The organism is Amycolatopsis sp. NPDC048633, assembly GCF_040650695.1.
In the GTDB taxonomy this organism is placed as follows: Bacteria; Actinomycetota; Actinomycetes; order Mycobacteriales; family Pseudonocardiaceae; genus Amycolatopsis.
In genome coordinates this window covers 1-24,258 of record NZ_JBEZHS010000020.1, presented here as the reverse complement: position 1 = coordinate 24,258, position 24,258 = coordinate 1, and the positions used below count along the sequence as shown (strand labels likewise).

At 72.5% G+C, this 24,258-nt stretch carries 25 protein-coding genes; 12 read left to right on the top strand and 13 right to left on the bottom strand.

Annotated features, from left to right (window positions below):
- Positions 1-363: 363 nt before the first annotated feature.
- Together AB0C38_RS29915 and AB0C38_RS29910 are read right to left on the bottom strand one after the other, a co-directional pair.
- Positions 364-1,257: an oxaloacetate decarboxylase gene (locus tag AB0C38_RS29915; protein WP_360679603.1), complete on the bottom strand. Its 894-nt coding sequence runs from the start codon at positions 1,255-1,257 to the stop codon at positions 364-366.
- Positions 1,258-1,262: 5 nt separating this feature from the next.
- A complete protein-coding gene (locus tag AB0C38_RS29910) occupies positions 1,263-2,432 on the bottom strand; it encodes a sialidase family protein (RefSeq protein ID WP_360679600.1) in 1,170 nt (389 codons plus the stop codon).
- Positions 2,433-2,622: 190 nt separating this feature from the next.
- Here AB0C38_RS29910 and AB0C38_RS29905 point away from each other — a divergent pair, with 190 nt between their 5' ends.
- The gene (locus AB0C38_RS29905) at positions 2,623-3,336 is read left to right on the top strand and encodes a hypothetical protein (RefSeq protein WP_360679597.1); all 714 of its coding nucleotides are present in this window, start codon (positions 2,623-2,625) and stop codon (positions 3,334-3,336) included.
- On the opposite strand, the gene AB0C38_RS29900 is transcribed toward AB0C38_RS29905, so the two are convergent.
- Entirely contained in the window at positions 3,323-3,766 is a 444-nt protein-coding gene (locus AB0C38_RS29900) for a hypothetical protein (protein ID WP_360679594.1), read from the bottom strand. The two genes, AB0C38_RS29905 and AB0C38_RS29900, sit on opposite strands and share 14 nt — an antisense overlap.
- A gap of 96 nt (positions 3,767-3,862) precedes the next feature.
- Here AB0C38_RS29900 and AB0C38_RS29895 point away from each other — a divergent pair, with 96 nt between their 5' ends.
- The 3 genes from AB0C38_RS29895 to AB0C38_RS29885 all read left to right on the top strand — a co-directional run bounded on the left by AB0C38_RS29895 (position 3,863) and on the right by AB0C38_RS29885 (position 9,384).
- Positions 3,863-4,645, top strand: a complete 783-nt coding sequence (locus AB0C38_RS29895; protein ID WP_360680005.1) for an FkbM family methyltransferase — start codon at positions 3,863-3,865, stop codon at positions 4,643-4,645.
- 51 nt (positions 4,646-4,696) lie between these two features.
- Positions 4,697-5,569 (top strand): TIGR03619 family F420-dependent LLM class oxidoreductase, encoded by an 873-nt coding sequence (locus AB0C38_RS29890; protein ID WP_360679591.1) that lies wholly within the window; start codon positions 4,697-4,699, stop codon positions 5,567-5,569.
- Between the two features lie 119 nt (positions 5,570-5,688).
- Entirely contained in the window at positions 5,689-9,384 is a 3,696-nt protein-coding gene (locus AB0C38_RS29885) for a CARDB domain-containing protein (RefSeq protein ID WP_360679588.1), read from the top strand.
- Positions 9,385-9,417: 33 nt separating this feature from the next.
- On the opposite strand, the gene AB0C38_RS29880 is transcribed toward AB0C38_RS29885, so the two are convergent.
- On the bottom strand, positions 9,418-10,563 hold the full coding sequence (locus AB0C38_RS29880) for an FAD-dependent oxidoreductase (protein WP_360679585.1): 1,146 nt from the start codon (positions 10,561-10,563) through the stop codon (positions 9,418-9,420).
- A gap of 72 nt (positions 10,564-10,635) precedes the next feature.
- Positions 10,636-10,875 carry a hypothetical protein gene (locus tag AB0C38_RS29875; RefSeq protein WP_360679582.1) on the bottom strand — a complete coding sequence of 80 codons (240 nt, stop codon included), beginning with the start codon at positions 10,873-10,875 and terminating at the stop codon, positions 10,636-10,638.
- Positions 10,876-11,095: 220 nt separating this feature from the next.
- On the opposite strand from AB0C38_RS29875, the gene AB0C38_RS29870 reads away from it, so the two are divergent.
- The gene (locus tag AB0C38_RS29870; protein WP_360679578.1) at positions 11,096-11,476 is read left to right on the top strand and encodes an ATP-binding protein; all 381 of its coding nucleotides are present in this window, start codon (positions 11,096-11,098) and stop codon (positions 11,474-11,476) included.
- 23 nt (positions 11,477-11,499) lie between these two features.
- Here AB0C38_RS29870 and AB0C38_RS29865 read toward each other — a convergent pair whose 3' ends face one another.
- From AB0C38_RS29865 to AB0C38_RS29850, 4 genes are all read right to left on the bottom strand, one after another.
- A complete protein-coding gene (locus AB0C38_RS29865) occupies positions 11,500-12,684 on the bottom strand; it encodes a PP2C family protein-serine/threonine phosphatase (protein WP_360679575.1) in 1,185 nt (394 codons plus the stop codon).
- Positions 12,684-13,640, bottom strand: a complete 957-nt coding sequence (locus tag AB0C38_RS29860; RefSeq protein ID WP_360679573.1) for an anti-sigma regulatory factor — start codon at positions 13,638-13,640, stop codon at positions 12,684-12,686. The genes AB0C38_RS29865 and AB0C38_RS29860 overlap by 1 nt, the downstream gene beginning before the upstream one ends.
- Positions 13,637-14,038, bottom strand: coding sequence for an ATP-binding protein (locus tag AB0C38_RS29855; protein ID WP_360679570.1), 402 nt, complete (start codon positions 14,036-14,038; stop codon positions 13,637-13,639). Before AB0C38_RS29855 ends, AB0C38_RS29860 begins: the two co-directional genes overlap by 4 nt.
- Positions 14,039-14,181: 143 nt before the next feature.
- On the bottom strand, positions 14,182-14,604 hold the full coding sequence (locus tag AB0C38_RS29850) for a MarR family transcriptional regulator (protein WP_360680002.1): 423 nt from the start codon (positions 14,602-14,604) through the stop codon (positions 14,182-14,184).
- 130 nt (positions 14,605-14,734) lie between these two features.
- On the opposite strand from AB0C38_RS29850, the gene AB0C38_RS29845 reads away from it, so the two are divergent.
- Positions 14,735-15,943, top strand: a complete 1,209-nt coding sequence (locus AB0C38_RS29845) for a PP2C family protein-serine/threonine phosphatase (protein ID WP_360679567.1) — start codon at positions 14,735-14,737, stop codon at positions 15,941-15,943.
- A gap of 6 nt (positions 15,944-15,949) precedes the next feature.
- Here AB0C38_RS29845 and AB0C38_RS29840 read toward each other — a convergent pair whose 3' ends face one another.
- Positions 15,950-16,828, bottom strand: coding sequence for a trypsin-like serine protease (locus AB0C38_RS29840; RefSeq protein WP_360679564.1), 879 nt, complete (start codon positions 16,826-16,828; stop codon positions 15,950-15,952).
- A 51-nt stretch (positions 16,829-16,879) separates the two neighbouring features.
- Positions 16,880-17,527 (bottom strand): TetR/AcrR family transcriptional regulator, encoded by a 648-nt coding sequence (locus tag AB0C38_RS29835; RefSeq protein WP_360679561.1) that lies wholly within the window; start codon positions 17,525-17,527, stop codon positions 16,880-16,882.
- Between the two features lie 107 nt (positions 17,528-17,634).
- On the opposite strand from AB0C38_RS29835, the gene AB0C38_RS29830 reads away from it, so the two are divergent.
- Together AB0C38_RS29830 and AB0C38_RS29825 are read left to right on the top strand one after the other, a co-directional pair.
- Complete coding sequence (locus AB0C38_RS29830; protein WP_360679559.1) at positions 17,635-18,144, top strand: DUF4863 family protein; 510 nt, start codon at positions 17,635-17,637, stop codon at positions 18,142-18,144.
- Positions 18,141-18,839, top strand: coding sequence for a nitroreductase (locus AB0C38_RS29825; RefSeq protein WP_360679557.1), 699 nt, complete (start codon positions 18,141-18,143; stop codon positions 18,837-18,839). Before AB0C38_RS29830 ends, AB0C38_RS29825 begins: the two co-directional genes overlap by 4 nt.
- A 19-nt stretch (positions 18,840-18,858) precedes the next feature.
- Here the strand turns inward: AB0C38_RS29825 and AB0C38_RS29820 are convergent, their stop codons facing one another.
- Positions 18,859-19,686, bottom strand: a complete 828-nt coding sequence (locus AB0C38_RS29820; protein WP_360679554.1) for a CU044_5270 family protein — start codon at positions 19,684-19,686, stop codon at positions 18,859-18,861.
- The gene (locus AB0C38_RS29815) at positions 19,679-20,269 is read right to left on the bottom strand and encodes an RNA polymerase sigma factor (protein ID WP_360679551.1); all 591 of its coding nucleotides are present in this window, start codon (positions 20,267-20,269) and stop codon (positions 19,679-19,681) included. Before AB0C38_RS29815 ends, AB0C38_RS29820 begins: the two co-directional genes overlap by 8 nt.
- Before the next feature lie 118 nt (positions 20,270-20,387).
- On the opposite strand from AB0C38_RS29815, the gene AB0C38_RS29810 reads away from it, so the two are divergent.
- From AB0C38_RS29810 to AB0C38_RS29795, 4 genes are all read left to right on the top strand, one after another.
- Entirely contained in the window at positions 20,388-21,401 is a 1,014-nt protein-coding gene (locus tag AB0C38_RS29810; RefSeq protein WP_360679548.1) for an amidohydrolase family protein, read from the top strand.
- Between the two features lie 109 nt (positions 21,402-21,510).
- Entirely contained in the window at positions 21,511-22,647 is a 1,137-nt protein-coding gene (locus tag AB0C38_RS29805; RefSeq protein WP_360679545.1) for an LLM class flavin-dependent oxidoreductase, read from the top strand.
- A complete protein-coding gene (locus AB0C38_RS29800) occupies positions 22,644-23,933 on the top strand; it encodes an LLM class flavin-dependent oxidoreductase (RefSeq protein WP_360679542.1) in 1,290 nt (429 codons plus the stop codon). Before AB0C38_RS29805 ends, AB0C38_RS29800 begins: the two co-directional genes overlap by 4 nt.
- A gap of 74 nt (positions 23,934-24,007) precedes the next feature.
- Positions 24,008-24,258, top strand: a 251-nt coding sequence (locus tag AB0C38_RS29795) for a glycine betaine ABC transporter substrate-binding protein (protein WP_360679539.1), incomplete at its 3' end; no start/stop codon positions are given.

Genomic DNA, 24,258 nt, shown 5'->3' with positions numbered 1-24,258 from the left:
TAACGATTCAAGCTGCGGTGCGGGGCTCCGGCGCCCGCCGTAGAGCCGCCTTGCGTTCAGGAGGCCCAGCGCCTGCCACCGGTTCAACTCGTGACCGAAGGGCCCGGCGCCCATAGGTGTCCCAGTAGGGGTGCGAAGTCCGGTGCTTGCCACCACGTGCGGTGCGAGATTTCTCCACCTGCCATTGGTCTTGCTGGCGGTTCGATGGTCGCGCAGCCCCCTCCCGCCCGGCAGTGCGAAGCCCGGGCCAGCCGCCTGCAACCCCGAGGATCCGGCACTCCCTGCAAACCCCGCTCGCAACCCGAAACCTGCGGCCGACCCGGCAGACCTCCAAGAGCCCCAGGCCCGACCGCGCAAACCCACTCAACCGTCGCCGAAGCGGTCGCTGATCTCCTCGATCTCCGGCAAGCCGACCAGCTCGGCGAAGTCCGTCAACCCCGGCAACTCTCGAACCGCCTCGACCGGTGTCCCGTCCCGCGCGATGCGGCCCAGCACCGCGCGCATCGCCTCCGTCGCGGCCAACAGCGTCGAAATCGGGCAGATCACCAGGCGGAACCCCAACGAGCGCAACCGTTCACGCCTCAGCGGTGGTGTCTTTCCGCCCTCCGCCCAGTTGAACAGCAACGGTACGTCCCGGAACGTCTCCGCCACCCGCTCGATCTCGGCCTCCGACTGCAGCGCCTCCACGAACAACATGTCCGCGCCCGCGTCGCGGTAGCGGTGGGCCCGGTCGATCGCCGCGTCCAGGCCTTCCACTGCTCGGGCGTCCGTTCGGGCTATCAGCACGAAGTCCGGGTTCGACCGGGCGGCGACCGCGGCTCGGACCCGGTCCGCCATGGTCGCCGCCGGGACTACTCGCTTGCCTTCCAGGTGGCCGCAGCGCTTCGGGGCCACCTGGTCCTCCAGGTGGATCGCCGCGACGCCCGCCGCTTCGTACTCGCGGACCGTGCGGATCACGTTCAGCGCGTTGCCGTAGCCCGTGTCCGCGTCGGCGATCACCGGGATCTCCACCGCCGCGCGGAGGCGGCTCGCCGCCTGGACCATCTCGGTCATCGTCAGCAGGCCGACGTCGGGCCGGCCGAGCAGCGACGCCGTCGTGCCGAAGCCGGTCAGGTAGACCGCCGGGAACCCGGCCGACTCGACCAGGCGGGCGCTCAGCGCGTCGTACGCTCCCGGGGCGACGATCAGATCGCCGCCCGCCAGGAGCTCGCGCAGCCGCGTCGGCCCGGGAACCCGCGGTCCGAGCAGATCGGCCACGTCGATCACCTCCTCGCGGGGGCGTTCCCGAGCTGTCCCGGAGTCAAACCCACCCGCTCGAACACGATCTTCTCGTACGGACCGGCCGTGCCCGTCTCGTACAGGATCCCGACCGTGCCGGGATCGGCCTGGATCAGGTCGGAGTAGGCCGCCGGCCCGGTGGTCAGCGTGCGGCCCGGACGCCACGTGTGCCCGAAGTCGGTGCTCAGCCGCAGCTGCATCACCGTGCGCGTGGCGGGGTCGGCCGGCCCCGAGTACGCCATCAGCCACGGGACGGTCGTCTGCAGCACGCTGCCCTCGACCTTCGTCCCGGACACCGACGGCTGCACCCGGTACGGCCGGACCAGCGTCTTCCCGCCGTCCACGCTGTAGCCGTCGACGCGGTGCTCGGCGGCGGACCCCTGGTTGCGGCTGGAGAAGTAGAGGGTGCCGTCGGGCAGCTCGGTCGCCGTCGTCTCGTTCGCGGCGACGACGCCGTCGGTGCGGTCGTCGGTGAAGCCGATGTGCCAGGTGCGGCCGTTGTCGTCGCTGTAGAGGTCGTGGCCGCCGTAGTACTTCGCCTCGGTGCCGACGTCGGTCGACCCGGCCGGCGGGGAGCTGGAGTGGTTGGCGGGCACCACGATCCGGCCCGCGTGCAGGCCGTGCTTCAGCAGTGTCGCGTGGCCGGGTCCGGTGGCGTACCACCGCCAGCCCGGCTGCTTCGCGACGGCGGTGATGTCCTGCGCGGCGGACCAGGTCCGGCCGTTGTCGCGGCTGCGCAGCACGAACACGCGCCGGGTGTCCTGGTCGGACGCCTGCCCGGACATGATCTGCTTCTCCGACACCAGTCCGTTGTGGACGGTCAGCAGCACGAGCTCGCCGTCCCGGGCGAGCACCGGTGTCGGGTTGCCGGCGGTGGCGTCGCCGTTGCTGTCCACCACCGACAGCGGCCCCCAGGTGCAACCGCCGTCGAGGGACGTGCGGGACACCGTCTGGATGGCCCCGGAGTCCCCGGCCGAGTCGCGCCGTCCTTCGGCGAACGCGACGAGCGCGCCGTTCGCGGCCCGGACCACCGCGGGGATGCGAAAGGTGTCGTACCCGTCGGTGCCGGAGGCGAAGGGCACGGACGACGCGCATCCGTGCACCGGGCCGGCCGTGGCCGCGGGGGTGAAAGACAGCGCGGTCGTGGCCGCCACCAGAAGAATCGTGCTGAACCTGCGAATCGGGGACACCGGTTCGACCTCCTCGTCGAGGTAGGACATGGGATGTCTGACGTCCTATGTCCCGACAACTTAAGGAGGCAGGGCGAGTCCGTCAAGGACTACGCTGAGTACCCGGCCGGGCACGCGGGTGCGCGGACGTGGCCGCCTGGGCCATGCTGGGGACATGGGGTGGGGATGGCGGGTGGCGGCCGTGGCCGTGGTCGCGGGGTGCGTGGCCTGGGTGGACGCGGGTACGTCGTTGTCGCGCGACGACTACCTGGCGGCCGCCGACTCCGCGGCCGCACGGGCGAACCGGGAGATCAACGACCGCTGGGCGGCAAAGCCCCTGACGGACCTACCGCCGCGGCTGCCGTGGGCCGAGTGGGCCGAACCGCGGACGCGTGAAGCGTGCGAGGTCGACTACATCACCGAGTTCGGCGCCCGGGACCCCGAAACGATCACCTGCCGGATGACCTACAGCCGGGAGGCGGGCTTCGACGGCGACTTCCTGACGCGCATCGGCGAAGCCGACGCCGCGGGCAAGGCCCTGGGCTGGCTCGAGGGCGGCAGCGTGCTCCGGAGCTCGGTCGAGTACTACCGGATCACTCAGGCCGAGGCCGGCGAGGTCGACGCCGGGACGGTGCCCGCGGTGAGCTACCTCGTGCCGGAGCCGGCCCCCGGCACGACCGGCTGCACCTCACCGGGCTACCTCGGCGAATCCTGGGTGGAGCGGCCGGCCGACCTGTCCGGACGGTTCGGCGAATCGCCGTCCGCCGGCGCGCTGTTCGAACGGTCGAGCGGGCCGCAACCGCGGGCGACGGCCACGGACCTCTTGGCCCGCCACCAGTACGTCATGACCTTCACCCTGGGCACGGAGTGCCGGCTCAAGGTCGGCTAGCGCACGGCCCGAAGTACAGGCACTCGACGAGCGCGTGGACGTCGTGCTCCCGCGCGGGCGGCTCCAGCTCGTCGAGCATCGCGGTGAGCGTGGTCAGGTCGACGCGGCCGTCACCGGTGAGCGGGAACTGCCGCTCACGCGTGTCGTGCTTCGCGCACCCGCTGCCGCGCAGGTTGCCCGCTGGGACGACCGCGAACACCACCTCGCCCTCGTCGCCGAAGGTGAAGTAGCACTGCAGGACGACCGGGGTGGTGTCGGAGACCTTGTTGGTCCGCTCGCCGCCGAAGCTGGCCGGGTACGACCAGCCCGCCTTGGCGTCGTCGAGGAACTTGACGTCCGCGGGGCCGGTGTCCCCGTCGAGCCGCCAGCCGCGCGCCAGGACGTGGTCGTGCACCTCGAGCTGGCGGGAGCTGAGCAGCGTCGCGGTCATGGTCCCAGTGTGGCCCAAGCCGCCGCCCACGATCGGGCGACCTACCAATGGGGCTGGATCACCAGCGCCGGGCCTGATAAGCCTCTGCGCGTGACCATGGACCTGCACAGCGTCAACTCGTGGGAAGTGTCGTTCCTTCGTGAAGAAGTCGGCGGCTACTTCGCCCACGGCATCGAGCTCGCGCCCGGCGCGACCGTCCTCGACGTCGGGGCGAACGTCGGCGTCTTCTCCGCGGCGGTGTACGAACGGCTCGGCGGCGACGTGCGGATCTACGCGTTCGAGCCGTTGCCCCCGCTCTACGAGAAGCTGGAGCACAACAGCCGCGACTTCTTCGCGGGGCGGCTGAAAGCGCTGCCCTTCGGGCTCTCGGGCGGTGAGGACGAGCTCGACTTCAGCTACTTCCCGGGCGCGACGATCTTCTCGTCGTCCTGGCGGGACGAGGGGAACGTCGAGGCGGAGCGCAAGCGGGTCACCGCCAGCATCGTCGCCATGATCCGGCAGGGGGGCATGGGCCCGGCCGCCCGCCGCGTGCCGGCGCCGATCCTGCGCGGCCTGGTCGGCCGCCAGCTGAAGGTGATGCGCGACCTCGAGACGCACCGCGTCCGGGTCCGGCCCCTGTCGCCGGTGCTCGACGAGGAGGGGATCGACCGCATCGACCTGCTCAAGGTCGACGTCGAGGGTGCCGAGCTCGAAGTGCTGCGGGGGATCGAAGAGCGGCACTGGCCGCTGGTCCGGCAGGCGGTCGTCGAAGTCGAGCGGTGGGGCGAGAACCGCGACCGCGTCCGCGAAGTCTTCGCCACGCGCGGGTTCACGGTCGAGGCGGTCCAGGACCCGGTCCAGGAGGCGGCCGACATCGGGATGGTGTTCGCGCTCCGCTGAGCCGGAAAACCCTTGCCTTGACGTGGGCGTCACCGTTTAGCGTCGCCCCGTGTGAAGTTCGGAATCAGCTACAGCACGCCCCACTTCGGCGTGGACCCAGACAACCTCGCGCGGTTCGCGAAGGACGCCGAGGACCTCGGCTTCGAGTCGCTATACGTGCCGGAGCACGTCGCGCTCCACCCCGGCGCCAAGATCGGGCCGATGGAGCTGGACCCGTCGCTGCCCTACGGTGATCCGCTCGAGTGCCTGACCTTCGTCGCCGCCCACACGCGGCGCATCCTGCTCGGCACCGGCGTCCTGCTGCTGCCGTACCACCACCCGGTCGTGCTCGCCAAGCGGCTCGCGACGGTCGACCTGCTGTCCCGCGGGCGCATGCGGCTGCTCACCATCGGCGTCGGCGCGCTGCCCGGCGAAGCCGCGGCCACCGGGGTCGACTTCGCCACCCGCGGCCGCCGGGCCGACGAGGCGATCGACGTCCTGCGGCTGCTCTGGGCCGGGGGTGCGGACGGCGTCAGTCACGCGGGGGAGTTCTTCGGCCTCGACGCCGTCTGCAGCTTCCCGAAGCCGGTCGGCGGTGACCTGCCGATCCACGTCGGGGGTTCGAGCGACGCCGCCGCGCGGCGGGCCGGGCGGCGCGGGGACGGCTACTTCCCCGGTGGCCTGCTCACCCCGGAGGAGCGCCGCCGTCAGTTCGAGCTCGCCCGGGCCACCGCGGGCGAAGCCGGCCGGGACCCGGATGCCTTGCAGTACACGCGATGGGGATCGATCGGAATGTCCGAAGTGGACATCGAGCGCCTCGCGGGAGAAGGCGTGACCCGCGTCGTCGTCAGCCCCACGACCGCCGACCCGGTCGCTCAGCGGGCGGAGATGGCGGCCTTCGCGGAGCGGTTCGCCCTGGTTCGTCCGGTTGGGCCAGTCGAGTGACGGCGAAGGAGTCGTAAATTTTCTGATCGGTGTCAAGTTCTTGCGTGACGGCGCTCACTTGTTGCATGCTCGGGTGGCTCAGGCTCCCGTCCCCGCCGTCTCGAAGAAGAGAAGACGCCATGACTCGTACGCGCCTGTCCCGGCTCGTCGCCGGTTTCCTCGCCGTGGGGCTGTCCGTCACCGGACTCTCCCTCGCCTCCGCGGCGAGCGGTCCACCCGGTGCACCCGAAGCGGCCGCCGCGCCCCAAGCCGCGCTCGCGGAAGTACCGCTGACCAGGACGGTGTCGGCGAGCAGCGCGCTGTCCGGCTATCCCGTCGCCAACGCCGTCGACGGGAACCAGGCCACGTACTGGGAGTCGGCGAACAGCGCCTTCCCGCAGTGGATCCAGGCCGACCTCGGCTCCACGAAGGCCCTCTCGCGGGTCGTGCTGAAGCTGCCCACCGGCTGGGAGGCCCGCACCCAGACCCTCGCCGTGCGCGGCAGCACCGACGGCACGACGTTCACCGACCTCGCGGCGTCGAGCGGGTACGCCTTCGCGCCCAGCGCCAACACCGTCACCATCCCGGTGACGGCCTCGGCCCGGTACGTCCGGCTCAACATCATCGGCAACACCCAGTGGCCCGCGGCGCAGCTCTCGGAGTTCGAGCTGTACGGCCTCGACACCGGGGACACGCAGGCCCCGACCGCGCCGGCGAACCTCGCGCTGACCGAGCCCGCCTCCGGCCAGGTCAAGCTGACGTGGTCGGCCTCGACCGACGACGTCGGCGTCACCGGCTACACCGTCTACCGCGACGGCACGCCCGTCACCACGGTCACCGCCACCACCTTCACCGAGACCCGGCCCGCCGGCACGCGCGTCGAGTACTTCGTCCGCGCCAAGGACGCCGCCGGGCACGAGTCCGCCGACAGCAACCACGTCGTGCGCCAGGGCACCCAGGTCGGCCAGAACTTGGCCGCGGGCAAGCCGATCGAGGCCTCCTCGAGCGTCTTCACCTTCGTCGCCGCCAACGCCAACGACAACAACACCGGCACGTACTGGGAAGCCGCGGGCCACCCGAGCACGCTGACCGTCAAGCTCGGCGCCAACGCCGATCTCGACCAGGTCGTCGTCAAGCTCAACCCGGACCCGGGCTGGGGTGCGCGGACGCAGAACTTCGAGGTCCTCGGCCGCGACCAGGGCGCCACCGCGTTCACCTCCCTCAAAGCCCGCGCCGACTACCGCTTCGACCCCGCCGCCAACCAGAACACGGTGACGATCCCGGTCAGCGGCCGGGCCGCGGACGTCCGGCTGCAGTTCTCCGCCAACTCCGGCGCGCCCGGCGGGCAGGTCGCGGAGCTGCAGGTGCTCGGGACCCCGGCGCCGAACCCGGACCTCGTCGTCACCGGCACGACGTGGACCCCGGCGAACCCGACGGAGACGAGCCAGCTCGCGGTTTCCGCGACCGTCAAGAACGCGGGCACCGCGGCTTCGGGCGCGACGACCGTCAACGCCAGCCTGGGCGGGACCGTCGTCGGCAACGCGGCCGTCGGCGCTCTCGCCGCGGGCGCGTCCACGACGGTGACCGTGAACGCGGGTACCCGCCCGCAAGGGACCTACAGCGTGTCGGCCACGGTCGACCCGGCGAACGCGGTCGTCGAACAGGACGACACGAACAACACGTTCACCTCACCGGCCCAGCTCGTGATCGCGCAGGCGCCCGGCCCGGACCTCGAGGTCACCGGCATCACGTCGAACCCACCGAACCCGGCGGCCGGCGCGGCGGTGTCGTTCACCGTCGCGGTGCACAACCGCGGCACGAGCGCCTCGGGCACCTCGGTGACCCGGTTGACCGCCGGCGCCACCACGCTGACCGGCGCCACGGCCTCGATCGCCGCCGGGGCCACGGCGAACGTCGCGATCTCCGGCACGTGGACCGCGGCCAACGGCGGCGCGACCCTCACCGCGACGGCCGACTCCACGAACACCGTCGCCGAGACCAACGAGTCCAACAACGAGCTCTCGCGGGCGATCGTGGTGGGCCGCGGCGCGGCCGTGCCGTACACCGAGTACGAGGCGGAATCCGCGCAGTACCAGGGACAGCTGCTCCAGACCGACCCGCTGCGCACGTTCGGGCACACGAACTTCGCGACCGAGTCCTCGGGCCGCCAGTCCGTGCGGCTGGCGAGCCAGGGCCAGTACGTGGAGGTCACGTCGACCAACCAGTCGAACTCGATCGTGGTGCGCAACTCGGTGCCCGACGCCGCGGCCGGCGGCGGGCAGGACTACACGCTCAGCCTGTACGTCAACGGCGCGTTCGCCCAGAAGCTGACGCTGTCCTCGACGCACAGCTGGCTCTACGGCTCCACCGACGATCCCGAAGGCCTCACCAACCGGCCCGGGGGAGACGCGCGGCGGCTGTTCGACGAGTCGCACGCCCTGCTGGCCCAGTCCTACCCGGCGGGCACGAAGTTCAAGCTGCAGCGGGACAACGGTGACAACGCGGCCTACTACGTCATCGACCTCGTCGACCTGGAGCAGGTGGCGCCCGCGCTGTCGAAGCCGGCCGAGTGCACGTCGATCACCGCGTACGGCGCGGTGCCGAACGACGGCGTCGACGACGCTCCGGCGATCCAGCGCGCGGTGACCGACGACCAGAACGGCGTCATCGGCTGCGTCTGGATCCCGGAAGGCCAGTGGCGGCAGGAGGCGAAGATCCTGACCGACGACCCGACGGTGCCCAACGGCGGCGGCCAGTACAACCAGATCGGCATCTCCAACGTGACGATCCGCGGCGCCGGCATGTGGCGTTCCCAGCTGTACTCGCTGATCCAGCCGCAGGACGCGGGCACCATCAACCACCCGCACGAAGGGAACTTCGGGTTCGACATCGACAAGAACACGCAGATCTCGGACCTCGCGATCTTCGGCTCCGGCCGGATCCGCGGCGGCGACGGGAACGCCGAAGGCGGCGTCGGGCTCAACGGCCGCTTCGGCACCGGCACGAAGATCTCGAACGTCTGGATCGAGCACGCCAACGTCGGCGTGTGGGTCGGCCGCGACTACAGCAACAAGCCCGAGCTGTGGGGCCCGGCCGACGGTCTGGAGTTCAGCGGGATGCGAGTCCGCGACACCTACGCCGACGGCATCAACTTCACGAACGGCACGCGCAACTCGCGGGTGTTCAACTCGTCCTTCCGCACGACCGGGGACGACTCGCTCGCGGTGTGGGCCAACCAGTACGTGAAGGACCCGTCGACCGACATCGGGCACGACAACGTGTTCGCCAACAACACGATCCAGCTTCCCTGGCGCGCCAACGGGATCGCGGTCTACGGCGGCTACGGGAACAAGATCGAGAACAACCTGGTGTCCGACACGATGAACTACCCGGGCATCATGCTGGCGACCGACCACGACCCGTTGCCCTTCTCCGGGCAGACGCTGATCGCGAACAACGCCCTCTACCGCTGCGGCGGCGTGTTCTGGGGCGAGCAGCAACAGTTCGGCGCGATCACGTTCTTCGCGCAGAGCAAGGACATCCCGGGGGTGACGCTGCGGGACACCGAGATCCACGACTCGACCTACGACGGCATCCAGTTCAAGACCGGCGGCGGCGTGGTGACGGCGGCGATCTCGAACGTCAAGATCGACCGGTCCACCAACGGGGCCGGGATCCTCGCGATGAGCGGCGCCCGCGGCAGCGCGACGCTGACCAACGTGACGATCTCCGGCTCGGCGAAGGGCGACGTCGTGATCGAACCGGGCTCGCAGTTCGTGATCACCGGCGCCCCGATCCCGGCGGTAATTTCGACGGGACGGCGTAGCGGGAACTGACGGAAGGGGGGTGCCTCGGCACCCCCCTTCTCCTCACGCGTCGACCAGGTGGTCCCGCAGCAGGTCCGGGCGCCGCTTGTCCTTGACCCACCACTTGCGGGCCCCGGGCTTGCGGGCCTCGTACGCCAGCTGCTTGACGGTGCTCGCGCAGACGAGCTCCTTGACCTTCGCCCCCAGCCGCCCGCCGAGGTGGAGCCGGATCGCCGAGTCGTCGCGCCGGGAGAACTGGAAGATCCCGGCTCGGCGCCCGAGGCTCAGGCACTGGCCGGCGAACCCGACGTCGGCCGGGGCGGGACGCGCTCCCGCGAGCCGGCTGAGCACCGTCTCGGCGGCCTGCGGGCCCAGCTGGACCGCCGACTGGCAGCCCATCCGGTACGGCAGGTCCGACGGCGCCGCCGCGTCGCCGGCCGCCACGATCCGGTCGTCGTCCACGCTCGTCAGCGTTTCGTCCGTGCGCAGGCGGCCCAGTGCGTCGGTGCTCAACCCGCTGCGCGCGGCCAGGTCCGGCACGCCGAACCCGGCGGTCCAGACGGTCACCGCGCTCGGCAGCTCGCGACCGTCGGCCAGCCGCACGGTATCGGGGGTCACCTCGCTCACCACCGCGTCGGCGAGCACGGTCACCCCCAGCTTCGCCAGCCGCCCGGCCACCGCGCGCCGGCCCGCGGGGTGCAGGTACGGCCCGAGCTCCCCGCCGCAGACCAGCGTCACCGCGCGGCCCGCTTCCGCCAGTTCGGCCGCGGTCTCGATCCCGGCCGGCCCGGCGCCGACGACCGTCACCGCGGACGCGGCTTCGAGGACCGGCCGCAGCCGCTGCGTCTCCTCGAAAGTCGTTACGGGGTAAGCGAACTCGGGCACGTCGGCGCCGGCGCTGCCGACCGCGTAGATCAGGTAGTCGTAGCCGAGCGTGCCGCCGTCCGCGAGTGTCACGCCGCGCGAGTCCGCGTCGATCCGGGTCACGCTGTCCACGACCAGCCGGACGCGCTCGGCCAGGACGTCGCGGTAGGCCACGGCCGCGTCGCCGGTGCCGGCGGCGAGCTGGTGCAGGCGGATCCGCTCGACGAAGTGCGGGCGCGGGTTGACCAGGGTGACGGCGACACCGTCGCGCCGGGTCAGGCGGTTGGCGGCCATGACGCCGGCGTATCCGCCGCCGATGACGACGACCTCGGTGGGCTCGGTCATGGTGTCTCCTTCGATGTCGAGTTCGGCATCAAGACACCGCGCGGCCAGGCCGTGTGACAGGTGTGGTCCGGCTCACGCGCCGGTGGGGGACCGGGTCCACTGCAGGGCCGCGTGCCAGGCGGCGATCAGCGCCTCGTCATCGGCGAAGCTCGGGCAGGTGCCGACCGGCACCCACGCCTGCTCGACGGGTTCGCCGTCCTCGACGCGCAGCACGGTCACCCCGGCGTACTCCACCACCTCGCGGCTGTGCCCGGCCGGGATCGAGACCGTGCGGGTGCCCAGCCGCAGCCGCACCTGTCGTTCGCCCGCCATCTACCCCGCTCTTCCCGTCATGCTCGACGGTGGTGTCGCGCACCGGCCGTGATCTGTAACAGCCCGGCGCCCCCGGGTGCGGTGAGCGGCCGGAATGGCCCGGCCAATGGCAGACGAGTGGTGAACGGGTGCGGCCATTTGTGCTAATTCACGTGTAAGAATCTTCCCGCCCGGTCATCCCAGGTCACGGGGGAACCGTTCTGGGGGAGGTACCGAAGTCATGACACGGGAAAGTTTCGAGTTCGACGCGGATCCGGCGCAGATCAGGCTGGTGCGGTCGTGGGCGCGCGAGCAGCTGGCCGGGAGTGCCGTGCCGGCCGAGGTGGCCGCGGACGTCGTGCTGATCACCGGTGAGCTGGCGACGAACGCCGTCCGGCACGCCGGCGGGCCCTTGCGGGCGGTGCTGATCTGCGCGGACGCCGCGGTGTGGGTCGGGGTGGAGGACGCCGGCGGGTCCGCGTGGTTCGACCCGGTCGTGCCCGACGCCGCGCCGGCGGGCACCGGGCTCACCCTGGTCGCCGCCTGCACCGACCGGCGCGGGCACTTCCACCGCCGCGACGGCGGCAAGACCGTGTGGGCCGAGATCCCGCTCGCCTCCTGAGCCTGCCCCGGGCCGGTCTTCGGTCAGGTCCGGCGGACGACGATGGCGACCGTGTCGTCGGCGTAGGTGACGACGTCGTGCATCCGGGTCACCAGCTCCCGGGGCAGGGCCGCGGCCGGGCGGGCGTGGTGCTCGCGGGCCAGTGCCAGCAGCCGGTCCTGACCTTCGTCGATGTCCTTGCGGCTCTCGACCAAACCGTCGGTGTAGAGCAGCAGGGTGTCGCCCGGCGTGAGGTCCAGCTCGACGAGCCGGGGGCTGCCGGGTGCGGGGAAGCCGATCCCGCGGCCGATCACGGCGGCGGGCAGCAGCCGCGCGTCGCCCCCGGCGGTGACCAGCACGGGTTCGGGGTGGCTGCCGTTCGCGAGCCGCGTGCGGCCGGTCGCCGGGTCGACGCGGGCGAGCAGCAGGGTGGCCATCAGCCCGGCTTCGATCGTCGCGAGAGCGCGGGCGGCACGGGAGATCAGGTCCGGGAACGGGTGCCCTTCGAGGGCGAGGGTCCGGATCGCGTGGGTGACGGTCAGGGCGTCCCGGGTCGAGGTGACACCGTGGCCGACCGCATCGACGAGCGTCACGTGCAGCTCGCCGCCGGGCAGGACGAACCAGTCGTAGAGGTCGCCGCCGGTCGGGGAGTCCTGGTCGGTGGGGGAGTAGTGGACGGCCAGCTCCAGGCCCGGCACCGCCGGCGCGGGCGGCCGCAGGGCGTCCTCCAGCTCGCGGAAGATGACCGCGTGGGCGTGGCGGAGCCGCTCGTCGCGCTGTTCGAGGCCGACGTACATCGCGAGGACGCCGCTGTTGGTCTCCGCGAGCTCGTGCTTGAGGTCCCGCTGCTCCCGGTCGAGGGTGTCGGCGCGGGCGATCAGCGCGAGCATCTCCTGCCGGGTGGCCCGTTCGTCGTCGGGATCGGCGGGGTCCGCCGGGCCCGGTCCGCTGGTGAGGTGCCAGGTGAGCACGCCGTCGTCGCCCGCTTCCGGCAGCAGCGGCAGCGCGTTCCGCCGGCTCTGGCCCACGGCGCGGGCGAACCGGGCGGTGACGGCGAGCCGGTGGCCGGCGGCCGTCGTGGTGACGTCCACGGCTTCCCCCGCGGCCAGGGCGGGTTCGGCGAGCAGCGTCACGGCGAGCACCAGGCGCGCGCGGTCTTCGGCGGGCACACCGGCTTCGTCGCAGGCGACGCGCAGCCGCCGCCGGATCCGGGTCAGCTCGGGGTGCATCAGGCGGGACGCTCCGGGTGCAGGGCGAGCAGGGCCGCGTCGTCGTCGGGGTTCCGGTGCCGGTGGGCGACCTCCGCGGCGAACAGCAGCACGTCCGCCGGCCGGCCGGGGCCGCGCCAGCCGCCGCCGACGCCGCCGGTGTGCAGGACGACGACCTCGTCTTCGGCGAGCGTGAGCTGCCGGACCGGGGCCGCGGGCAGGGAGAACCCGACGATGCCGGGCGTGCTGAGCAGCAGGCGCGACGCGCCGCCGACGGTCGCGCCGCCGACGCTGCCGACGCCGCAGAACTCGAGCCGGTGCGGCGCGACCCGCACCAGCGCGATCCCGGCACCGCGCGTCGTCCGGAGCGCGCGGTGCATGTTCGTCAGCTGGTGGGGAAGCGGCCGGTCCGGGTTCTGCGTGAACACGCGCAGCGCGGCGTCGGCGGCCTCGGCGGCGTCCGGGCCGTGGCCGCGCCCGTCGGCGACGCACGCGGTGCGGCTGCCGGTGACCTCGGCCAGCGCGACGCCGTCGCCGCAGTACGTCTCGCCCTCGCGCGGCAGGCGGAAGTGCCCGGCCTGGCCCGCGGGCAGGGGCGGCGCGGACTCGAGGATCCGGGCGGCGGCGAGCGTTCCTGTCGTGGGCGACGACGTGATCCGGAACGTGGTCGCCATCCGTTTTACCGCGCCCAGGCCGGTGGTCGCCGTGTCGTCGTCGAGCGACCGGGGGTCGGCGCCGGGGCCGTCGTCGGCGGCCAGCACGTCGATCCCGCGCCCGGTGAGCGAGCGCTGGACGAACACCGAGCCACCGCGGGGGTTCCCGGCGAGCTCGGCGGCCACGGTCGCGGCGCGTTCGGCCAGTGCCTCGGACAGCCCGGCCTCGCCCGCCGTCTCCCGCGCGACGCGGGCGGCGGCGGACCCGGCGCCGGGGTGGCCGGCGCGGATGTGGCGGGTCGGCGCGGCGACGGTCGCGGTCACGGTTTCCAGCGCACGACGGTCACGGTGGTGCCGTGGCCCGGCGCGGTGTCGAGGTGGAAGTCGTCGACCAGTCGGCGGGTGCCGCCGAGGCCGAACCCGTCGGCCGGCGCCCGCCCGGTGACGGCGATGCCGGGGCCTTCGTCGCGTACCCGCAGCCGCAGCCCGACGCGGCCGGTGGCGTCGCGCACCACGCCGACGGTCATCGTGCCGCCACCCCCGTGGACGTAGGCGTTGCGGACGAGCTCGCTGGCCGCGGTGACGATCTTCGTCTGGTCGATGATCGAGAAGCCCGCGGCGACGGCGCCGGCCCGCACGGCGTGGCGGGCGGCCAGCAGGTCGTGCTCCACCCGCACCGGGTGGACGACGTGCGTCTCGTCGGTTCGCTCGTCAGCGCGCATGCGGCGCCTCGGCCGGCTGGTCCCGCCCCCGGTCGTCCGTGCCCAGCACCGACTCCACCTCCGGGGTTCGGGGCGCGCGCTGCGGTACGCCGGCTTATTGTTGTCATATAACAACAGTTCGATGCACTATACAAGTCGGCGATTCACCGGAGCCCGGCGGAGTCGCCGTCCGCGTCGGCGAGCGCCCGGTACTCCCGCAGCCCGGCGGTCAGCGCGGCCCGGCCGGCCGGGCTCATCTTCCCCAGCAGCGCCTGGATGCTCTCCCGGCGCCGCGAGCGCAGGTCGTGCAGGTAGGCGCGGCCGCGGTCGGACAGCCGCAGCGTCAGCTCCCGGCGGCTGCGCGCACTGGGCAGCCGTTCCAGGAAACCCACCGCTTCCAGCCGGTCGCAGAGCCGGCTCACCAGCGGCGGCGTCGAGTCGAGCCGTTCGGCCAGCTCCCGCAGGTTGACCCCGTCGTGGCGGTCCAGCACGACGACCGCGCGCAGCTGCGACACCGAAAGCGGCTGCGGTGAGACGTCCCGGACGCGTTCGAGCACCGCCTCGAAGAGGTCGGCCAGGCCCGACACGGCGGCCGCCCCGTCCGGGGCGGCCTGCTCGCGGGATGGATCCACGGCCCCCACTGTGGCATCCCTATGCTGAACCGGCAGCACGGCTCACGTGATTCGTCGTGGACCATCGGTGAGCAGGAGGCGGGCGTTGGACAGATCCTTGGCGGTGGAGCGCCTGCTGCGTGACGTCCCGCCCCACGACCTGCCGGCGGCGCTGCGCTCGGGGCTGGGCGCGCACTTCGGCGCACTGACGGTCGAACTGCTGGTGGCCGACTACGCCCTGACCGAGCTGTGCCGCGTCGGCCGGGAGCCCTACACCACCGAGCCGATCCCGGTGGAAGGCACGACGCCGGGCGACGCTTTCCTCGCCCAGGCGGCCACGTTCTCCCACGACGGCGAGCGCGTCACCGGGTACCTGCCGGTCAGCGTCCGCGGCGACCGGCTCGGCGTCCTCGCCGTCACCCTGCCGCAGGAGCCCGAGCCGCCCGTCTGGGCCGAGCTCGAGCGGTTCGCCGAGGCGGTGGCGCACGAGCTGTTCGTCGCCGACCGCGACACCGACCTCTACATCCAGGCCCGCCGGTCGTCCCGGCTGACGCTGGCCGCCGAGATGCAGTGGCAGCTGCTGCCCGGCCGCGCGTGCACCCGCGCCGAGTTCGCCCTGGGCGGGCAGCTCGAGCCCGCGTACGCCATCTACGGCGACTGCTTCGACTGGTCGGCGTCCGCGCGGAAGCTCGCCGTCACGCTGATCAACGGCATGGGGGAGGGCAGCGAAGCCGCGCTGCTGACCAATCTCGCGGTCAACGCGCTGCGCAACGCGCGCCGCGCGGGGATCGCGCTCGACGCGCAGGCCGAGCTCGCCGACCAGGCGGTCTACGCGCACTACCGCGGCGCCGAGCACGTGGCCGCCCTGCTGCTGGAGTTCGACCTCGCCACCGGCGCGGTGTCGGTCGTCGACGCCGGCTCGCCGCGGCTGTGGCGGCTGCGGGACGGGAAGGCCGAGCGCGTCTTCTTCGACGAGCAGCTCCCGCTGGGCACGTTCGACGGCACCGTCTACGAGACCGAAGGCTTCCAGGCGACCGAAGGCGACCGCTACGTCTTCGTCAGCGACGGCGTGTACGACGCCCTCGGTCCGCACGGCGAGCACTACGGCGACCGCGAGCTGGCGGACGCGGTCGCGGCGACGGCCGACCTCCCGGCCGCGCACGTCCCGGGCGCGGTGCTGCGGGAGCTGACGCGGCGCCGTCGCGGCGGCCAGGCCGAGGACGACGCGATGGTGGTGTGCCTCGACTGGTTCGGGCCGGCGCCGCTGTCCGGCCCGGACGCGCCGCCGTCGGTGCCGGTACGCCGGGCGGACTGACCCCCGTCAGCCGGTCTGCTCGCGGATCCAGCCCGCCACCACGTCGACCCGCGCGATCGTCTCCGCGCCCGGCTGCGGGCACGGCGGCCCGGTGTTCACGATGGCCACCAGGCGCCCGGTGCGGTCGTCGTCGTCCGAGACGAAGAACGGGCCGCCGGAGTCCTCCGGGCACGGGCCGTTGTCCACCGTGCGCGTACCGATCGGCAGCGCCTCCAAGGTGGACTCGCCGATGCCCGAAACCCGGAAATGGCCGCGTTTGAGGTGGTCGGACGGGCCGAGCACGGTCGCCGAGTGCGAACCCCAGCCCGCGAACTGCAGCTCCTCGCCGACCGACGGGCGCTTCGTCGCCAGCTCCACCGGGGTGATGTCGTCCACCGGCGCGCTGAGCTTCGCCACCGCCAGGTCGTTGACCGGCGACTGGCGGACGTCGACGACCACCGCCGTGTGCCCGCCGGGGTCGCTGTCCTTGAGCCGCCCGATCGTCACGGTCATCGTGTACGGCGGCCGGCCGCCGATCCGGGCGTCCTTCAGGTCGTGGAAGCAGTGCCCGGCCGTGACGACCCACTGCGGCGCGACCAGCGAGCCGCTGCAGGCGCCGTCGCGCACGCCGCCGCCCGGGACCGGAATGTCGTCCGACGTCAGTTTCGCGTTGAACGGCAGGATCGGCGCCGGTGCGGGCGTCGTCGGCGGTGGTGGCACGGGCGCCGGGTCACGGCCCAGTGCACTGGTGCCGGGCAGGCTGTGCCCGCCGAGAGCCGCGGCCAGCGCGGGGCCGGCCGGGGCGCCGGCGGCGGCGTTGGCGAACGCGATACCGGCCCCCACCAGCACCGCGACGGCCACGGCACGCGCGCGGAAGCGCCGCCGTCGATCCGAAGTCGTCCTCACACTCTTAATGCACGGATGGGAGCCCGGTTTGGTTGTGGGGAGTCGCTGATGTCACGGCCGTTCGCGGGACGGCTTCGCCTTCGCGATCGCGGGCCACAGCACCGAAACGACCGCTTCGGGGATTTCGTCCCGGCCTTCGCCGCGGTAGAAGGCGGCGAAGTAGCTGCCGAAGCACAGCGTCGCGATGGTGTGCTTGTCGATGTCGTCCCGCGCCGCACCGCTGTCCTGTAGCCGGGTCAGCACGTTCTCGACCAGCGCGACCCGCGGTTCGACGGCGTGTTCGCGCAGGATCCCGAGCAGCTCCGGCGTGCGGATCGCCTCGCCGGCGAAGTTGCCCATGAGGACCATGGCGTCCGGGTTGAAGTACGCGGGATCCAGCCGTCGCACGGCTTCGACGAGCGCTTCCCGCGGGGCCATGCTGCTCAGGTCGACCGCGTAGCTGTCCCGCTGCTTGCGGAAGCCGTAGTCCAGCGCGTCGACGACCAGCTCGAACTTCGTGCTCCACCGCCGGTAGAGCGTCGGGCGGCTGACCTTCGCGTCCGAGGCGATGTCGCCGATCGTCATGAGCGAGTAGCCGTCGCGGACGAGGCGGTCCCGGGTGGCCAGGATGATCGCCTCGTCGAGCCCGGCGTCGCGGGGACGGCCACCGGGCCGCGGCCCGGCTTCGTCGTTCGTCGCTGCTTCGCGTGCTCGCGCCATGAGGGGAGCCTAGCGGATTCGTTACGATACCTGGCTGTTAAGTTACAATACTTGACTGTAACGAAACATCGGCTTACCTTCGGACCCACGATCGGAAGGAGCCCACGATGACCACCGCCCAGCAGCTGATCGACCGGAGCATCCCGTTCCTCGACGACGTCAAGAACCGGACCGCGGGCGGGGAGCTGGAGACCTGGCTCAACGAGCACCACGGCCCCGGCAGCCCGCTCCACGACGACCTCGCGCGCATGATCACCGACGGCGTCCGCGCCGGCTGGGCGGCGAACATCGAGGTGGACGGCCCGAAGTACCGGCGCAGCCGGATCTCCGACCCCCAGGACGCCCTGAACTACTTCAGCGTCACCGCCGTCTACATGGACAGCGTCGAGCCCTACCGCGGCCAGTACCACCAGCACCCGTACGGCGAGCTGAACCTGGTGGTGCCGCTCGACCCGGACGCGAAGCTGATGGGCCCCCGCGGCTGGAGTGGGCCGGGCTGGACCGCACCGGGTCCCGGCAGCCACCACTACCCGGAGGTCAAGGGCGGTGCCCTGATCGCCCTGTTCTACCTGCCGGCGGGCCGGATCTCCTACGACATCACGCCGCCGGCCGAGTGAGCGCCACCGTCGAGGAGGCGCTGCTGACCCGCCGCAGCTGCCGGGCTTTCCGGCCGGACCCGGTGCCCCGCGCGGCGGTCGAGCGGCTGCTGGGCCTGGCGGCGCGGTCGGCCAGCAACTCCAACTGCCAGCCGTGGCAGGTGCACGTGCTGACCGGCGCGGCGAAACGGGCGCTGAGCGCGGACCTGCTGTGCGCGCACGACGAAGGCCGCCGCTCGGCGGGGGAGTTCGCCTACCAGCCCGGCGCGGACCAGTGGCGCGAGCCGTTCCGCTCGCGCCGCCGCCGCTTCGGTGAAGGGCTTTACCGGGACGCGCTCGGCATCGAGCCCGGCGACACCGCCGGCCGCCTCGGCCACCACCGGCGCAACTACGACTTCTTCGGCGCGCCGGTCGGCATGGTCCTCACGGTCAGCCGGGCGCCCCTGGAGGGCGCGCTGATCGACGCGGGCCTGTTCCTGCAGGCGCTGATGCTGGCCGCGCGCGGAGCCGGGCTGCACACGTGCGCCCAGGCGTCGTTCATCGACTTCCACCCGGTGCTGCGGCGTCACCTGCGGGTGCCGGACGACCACGTGATCGTGTGCGGGGTGGCGCTGGGATACGCCGACCACGAGCACCGGCTCGGTGCTCATCGCACGCCGCGCGAGCCGGTGTCGTCGTTCGCGTCGTTCTACGAAGCCGGCCAGGACTCGTCGTGAGTCCCGGCCGGCGACGCGGTCAGGGCCGCTGCCCCGCTTCGTCCACGAAGGTCTTCACCGTCACGGCACTCTGTTCCGTCCCGAGGAGCTGGTGCGTGGTGGCGTCGAAGACGAACACCTCCAGCTTCCCCCCGGGCGGGTCGGCGGGGTTCGTCCACGTGATCCCGACCCCCGGGCGGCCGGCACCGTCGGTGACGTGGTCGAGCGCCGTCAGCCCGGGCACCTTCGCGGCCGCCTCGAACAGGGCGGCGTAGGACGCCGGGGTGAGTGCCCGCTCGTAGGCGAGGGTGACGACGTTCTTGGCCAGCGAGTTGACGTTGCCGTCCTTGCCGTTGTCGTGGGCGCGGAGGTAGGCCAGCATCGCGCCGGCGGTCGTCGGCAGGTCCGTCCGGTAGGCGGGGGCGGGCCGGCAGTCCCGGCCGCGGTGGCAGCCCGGGACGGGGGTGTCGCCGATCAGCCCGTCGCGGGTGCCGTCGACCGACAGCCAGATCTCGCGCGTCCGTTTGCCGGGAGATTCGGTCCTGACGTAGAGGAACTGGTCGGGGCGCGGGGCCGTGACCGGTTCCCGCAGCGCCACACCGGCCGCTTCGGCCAGCACCCGCACCGGATCGGCGTGCGCGACGCCCGCCCCGATGCCGATCCGGTCCGCCGGGGCGAGCGCCACGACCGCGGTGATCGCCGCGGCCAGGCCGGCCGAGGCGCCGGCGGCCCAGAACCAGCGCCGGGACCCGTGCGGCCGGTCGCCGCGCGCCGCGGCCAGCAGGCGCTCCCGGGCCGGGGCGAGGTGCTCCGCCGGCGCGAAGCCGACGGATTCCGCGCGGTCGCGGATCAGGTCGAGCTCATCCATGGCGGGAGATCTCCTTCACGAGGTCGAGGGCGCCGAGTTCGGCGCGGAGGCGGGTCCGGGCGCGGCTGAGCCGCGACTTCACGGTGCCGACGGGGACGGCCAGCGCTTCGGCGACCTCCTGGTAGCCCAGCCCTTCCGCGGCGACGAGCAGCAGGACGTCCCGCTCGCGGGGCCGCAGCGTGGCCAGCGCCCGGTCGAGGTCCGCACCCAGCGCCTGGGCGCTGACCTGCTCGGCGACCCGGTCGGCGAGGCCGTCGTCCACGGCGGGCGGCCCGACGGCCAGGCGGAGCTTCAGCTCGCGTACCTCCGCCCGCCACTGCCGGGAGACGAGGTTCGTGGCGATGCCGTAGAGCCACGGCCGGGCGTCCGGCCGGGACAGGTCGAACTTGGCCCGTTTGCCGAACGCGATGAGGAACGTGTCGGCCAGGACGTCGTCCGCCGCGGTCGGGCCCAGGCGCCGGACCAGGTAGCGGTGGATGTGCCGGGCGTGGCGGTCGAAGATGACCGCGAACAGGCTCGGCTCCTGCCGCGACCGCGCGATCACGCTCGCGTCGTCGTCGGCTTCGGTGTCTTCCGGGGTCATCGCCCGCCTCTCGCTCCGCAGAGTGTCAGCTGCTCTTCTCGCGGGCCCCGGAACGGGTTCCCGGATCACGCGGGCGGAGTGACGCGGGTCACTCTCGGGCGCCGGTACGGTGGTGATCATGCTGCCGAAGATCGCGCTGGAAGAGGCCTACGAGCACCCCGAGCGCGTCGCCCGGCTGCTGGCCGACGAGGCGGCGCTCGCCGACGCGTCCGACCGCGGCGGGGTGACGCCGGAGTTCTACCGGCCGGTGATGGAGAAGCTGCGGGAGTTCGACGACGTCCGGCTCGGCAGCATGGACCGGGCGGGGATCGCGCACACGATCCTGTCGCTCACCGCGCCCGGCATCCAGAGCATCGTCGACCCGGCGGCGGCGACCGCGGAAGCGCGCCGGCAGAACGACTTCCTCGCCGGGCAGGTCGCCCGGCACCCGGACCGGTACTCCGCCTTCGCCGCGGTGGCGTTGCAGGAACCGGAGAACGCGGCGGCCGAACTGCGCCGCGCGGTCACCGAACTCGGCTTCAAGGGCGTGCTCGTCAACGGCTACACGAACGTCGGCGACCCCGAACACGGCAGCTACCTCGACGAGCCGCGCTACCACGGGTTCTGGGAGACGCTCACCGAGCTCGACGTGCCGCTGTACCTGCACCCGCGGCCGTCGCTGCCGGGCGGGCAGGCCCTCTACGCCGGGCACCCGGAGATGAAGGGCGCGACCTGGGGCTTCGGCACCGAAACGGCGTCGCACGCGGTGCGGCTGCTGCTGAGCGGGCACTTCGACCGGTTCCCGACGGCGAAGCTGATCCTCGGCCACCTGGGGGAGGCCCTGCCCGCGCTGCTGTGGCGCACGCAGAACATGTTCCAGGCCAACCCCTTCGACCAGCGGCCGCGCAAGACGCTGCCCGAGTACGTCGCGGACAACATCTGGATCACCACCAGCGGCACCTTCTCCGACCACGCGCTGATCAACGCCGTGCTGACCGTCGGCGCCGACCACATCATGTTCTCCGTCGACTACCCGTACTCGGAGAACGCCGGCGCCGCCGAGTGGATCGAGCGCGCACCGATCAGCGAACTGGACCGCCGCAAGATCGCGCACGGCAACGCCGCCGCGCTGTTCGGGATCGACGTCGGGTAGCCGGCGTTCAGCATGTGGAACGCCGCAGCGTCCGGGAATAGCCTCGCGAAGATTCTGTTTGACCAGGACGGAACCCCCAGCGCGAGCCCGGACAGCACGGAGCCACCTCATGAGATTCCAGGTTCTGGACATCCTGCCCCATTTGACCAACCCGGTGACCGGTCGCCAGGTCCGCACCGACGAGCGCTTCGCGCAGGCGCTGACCTCGGCGCGCTACGCGGAGGAGTTCGGGTTCGACGCCGTCGCGCTCGGGGAACGCCACGCCGGTCACTTCCTGAGCAGTGGCGTGACCGTGCTGCTGGGTGCGATCGCCGCGACGACGAGCCGCGTCCGGATCCAGACCGGCGTCGCGGTCCTGTCGGTTCACGACCCGCTGCGGGTGGCCGAGGACTACGCCACGGTCGACCAGCTCTCCCGTGGCCGGCTGGAACTGGTGATCGGCAAGGGCAACGAGCTGCGTCAGCTGCCCATGTTCGGCATCGCGAACGGCGACCAGTGGGACGCGCTCGCCGAGAAGTACGAGCTGCTGCGCCGGCTCTGGCGCGAGGAGGACCTCACCTGGGAGGGCCGCTTCCGGGGCCCGCTGAACGAAGTGACCAGCCTGCCGCGCCCGTTCGCCGGCGCGCCGCGGGTCTGGCACGGCTCCGCCACCACGCTGACCTCGGCCGAGCTGGCGGCCAAGTGGGGTGACCCGCTCTTCTCGGCCAACGCGATCCAGCCGCGCGACAACTACACCGTGCTGATCGAGCACTACCGCAAGCAGTACGCCGAGCACGGTCACGACCCGCGGTTCGCCTTCGTCGGCGCCGGGGCGGGTTTCCTGTACCTCGCCGACACGACGCAGGAAGCCCGGGAGGCGTTCGGCCCGACGTACGAGAAGATCGTCGAGTTCTTCAACCGGCCCGGGAACCACACCCCGGGCAACGCGATGGAGTTCCCGACCATCGACGACGCGATCGCGCGCGGGCCGGTGCTCGTCGGGAGCCCGCAGCAGATCGCCGAGAAGATCCTGTGGTGGCACGAGGCGTTCGGGCACGACCTGCAGTCCTTCAGCCTGCCGACCATGATCCCGCACGAGCAGCAGCTCGCCATGCTCGAACGCTTCGCCGCCGAAGTCGTGCCCGTGGTGCGCGCGGCCGCGCCCACGGCACTGTGGACCGACCAGGACCCGTACGGCGGCCGCCCCGCCGTCCACGGCCGCACCGCCGCCGACGCGGCGGCGACCATCGAAGGAGCCGCGCTGTGACCGGAGATTCCCTGCACTTCAACGCCTTCATCTGGCCGAACGGCTACCACGAGTCCGCGTGGCGGGTCGTCGACGACGACGTCCGCGGGGTCCTCGGGCTGCCGTACTACGCGAACATCGCGCGCACGGCCGAGCGCGGCCTGATGGACTCGATCTTCCTCGCCGACAACATCGCCATCGCCGAGTACCGCGCCACCCACCTGCCACAGACCCAGTTCGACCCGATCTCGGTGCTGTCGGCCCTGGCCGCGGTCACCGAGCGGATCGGCCTGATCGGGACGGGGTCGACGACCTACAACAAGCCGTGGGAGCTCGCCCGCCGGTTCGCCACGCTCGACCACCTCAGCGGCGGGCGGGCGGGGTGGAACATCGTCACCACCATCACCTCGCTGGCCGCGGCGAACTTCGGCGAGAAGGCCCACCCGGACCACGCCGACCGCTACGAGCGCGCCCACGAGTTCGTCGACGTCGTCACCCGGGCGTGGGACAGCTGGGACGACGACGCGATCGTCGGCGACCGCGAGAACGGCGTCTGGGCCGACCGCGCCAAGCTGCACGCGCCGCGCTTCCACGGCCGGTTCTACGACGCCGAGGGCGTGCTGCCGTTCCCGCGGTCGCCGCAGGGCCGCCCGGTGCTCGTCCAGGCGGGACAGTCGGCCGCCGGGATCGGCCTCGCCGCCCGGTACGCGGAGCTGGTGTTCTCCGGACCCCCGTCGCTGGAGGCGGCGGTGAAGTTCCGCGCCGAGCTGGACGCCCAGGTCGTCGCGGCGGGCCGGGACCCCGAGGGCGTGCGCGTCCTGCCCGCGCTGATGGTGACTCTCGGCGGCACCGAGGCCGAGGCGAAGGCCCGGGCGCAGCGGCTCGAAGACCTGGCCAGCCCGGAGTTCCGCTGGCAGAACGCGCTGTACACCGCAGGCCTCGACCCGGACGCGTTCGACCCGGACGCCCCGCTGCCCGCCGAACTCCGGGCCGAAGGCGGATCGAGCCGCCTGCAGCAGCTGGCCGCGGCGGCGCGGGAGCGTCCGGACGCCCCGCTGCGCGAGATCGCGGGCCGGATCACCGGGGGCGCGGGGCAGGTCCACTTCGTGGGCACTCCGGAGCAGCTCGCCGACCACGTGCTCACCTGGCAGGACGCCGGCGCCGTCGACGGGTTCACCATCATGGGATCGACGCTGCCCTACGAGCTGACCGCGTTCGTCGACCACGTCGTGCCGATCCTGCAGCGCAAGGGCCGGTACCGGACCGAATACACCGGCTCGACGCTGCGTGAGCACCTCGCGCCGTGATCCCAGTATGTGGTTTCTGTCGGTGGGGCTGGTTAGGGTCCTGCACGTCGGATTTTGACTGAGGAGTGTGGGACGTGGGCTGGACCCGGAACATCCGAGTGGCCGCGCTGGTGGCGGTGGCCGCTCTGGGCCTGACGGCGTGCGGTGGCGGGGACGACAAGCCCGCCGCGGCGGGCAAGGGCGGGGCGCCGATCGTCGTCGCGTCCTTCAACTTCACCGACAGCCAGATCCTGGCGGAGATCTACGCGCAGGCCCTGGAGGCCAAGGGCTACCCGGTGACGCGGAAGCTGAACCTGGGCTCGCGGGAGCTGATCTACCCGTCGCT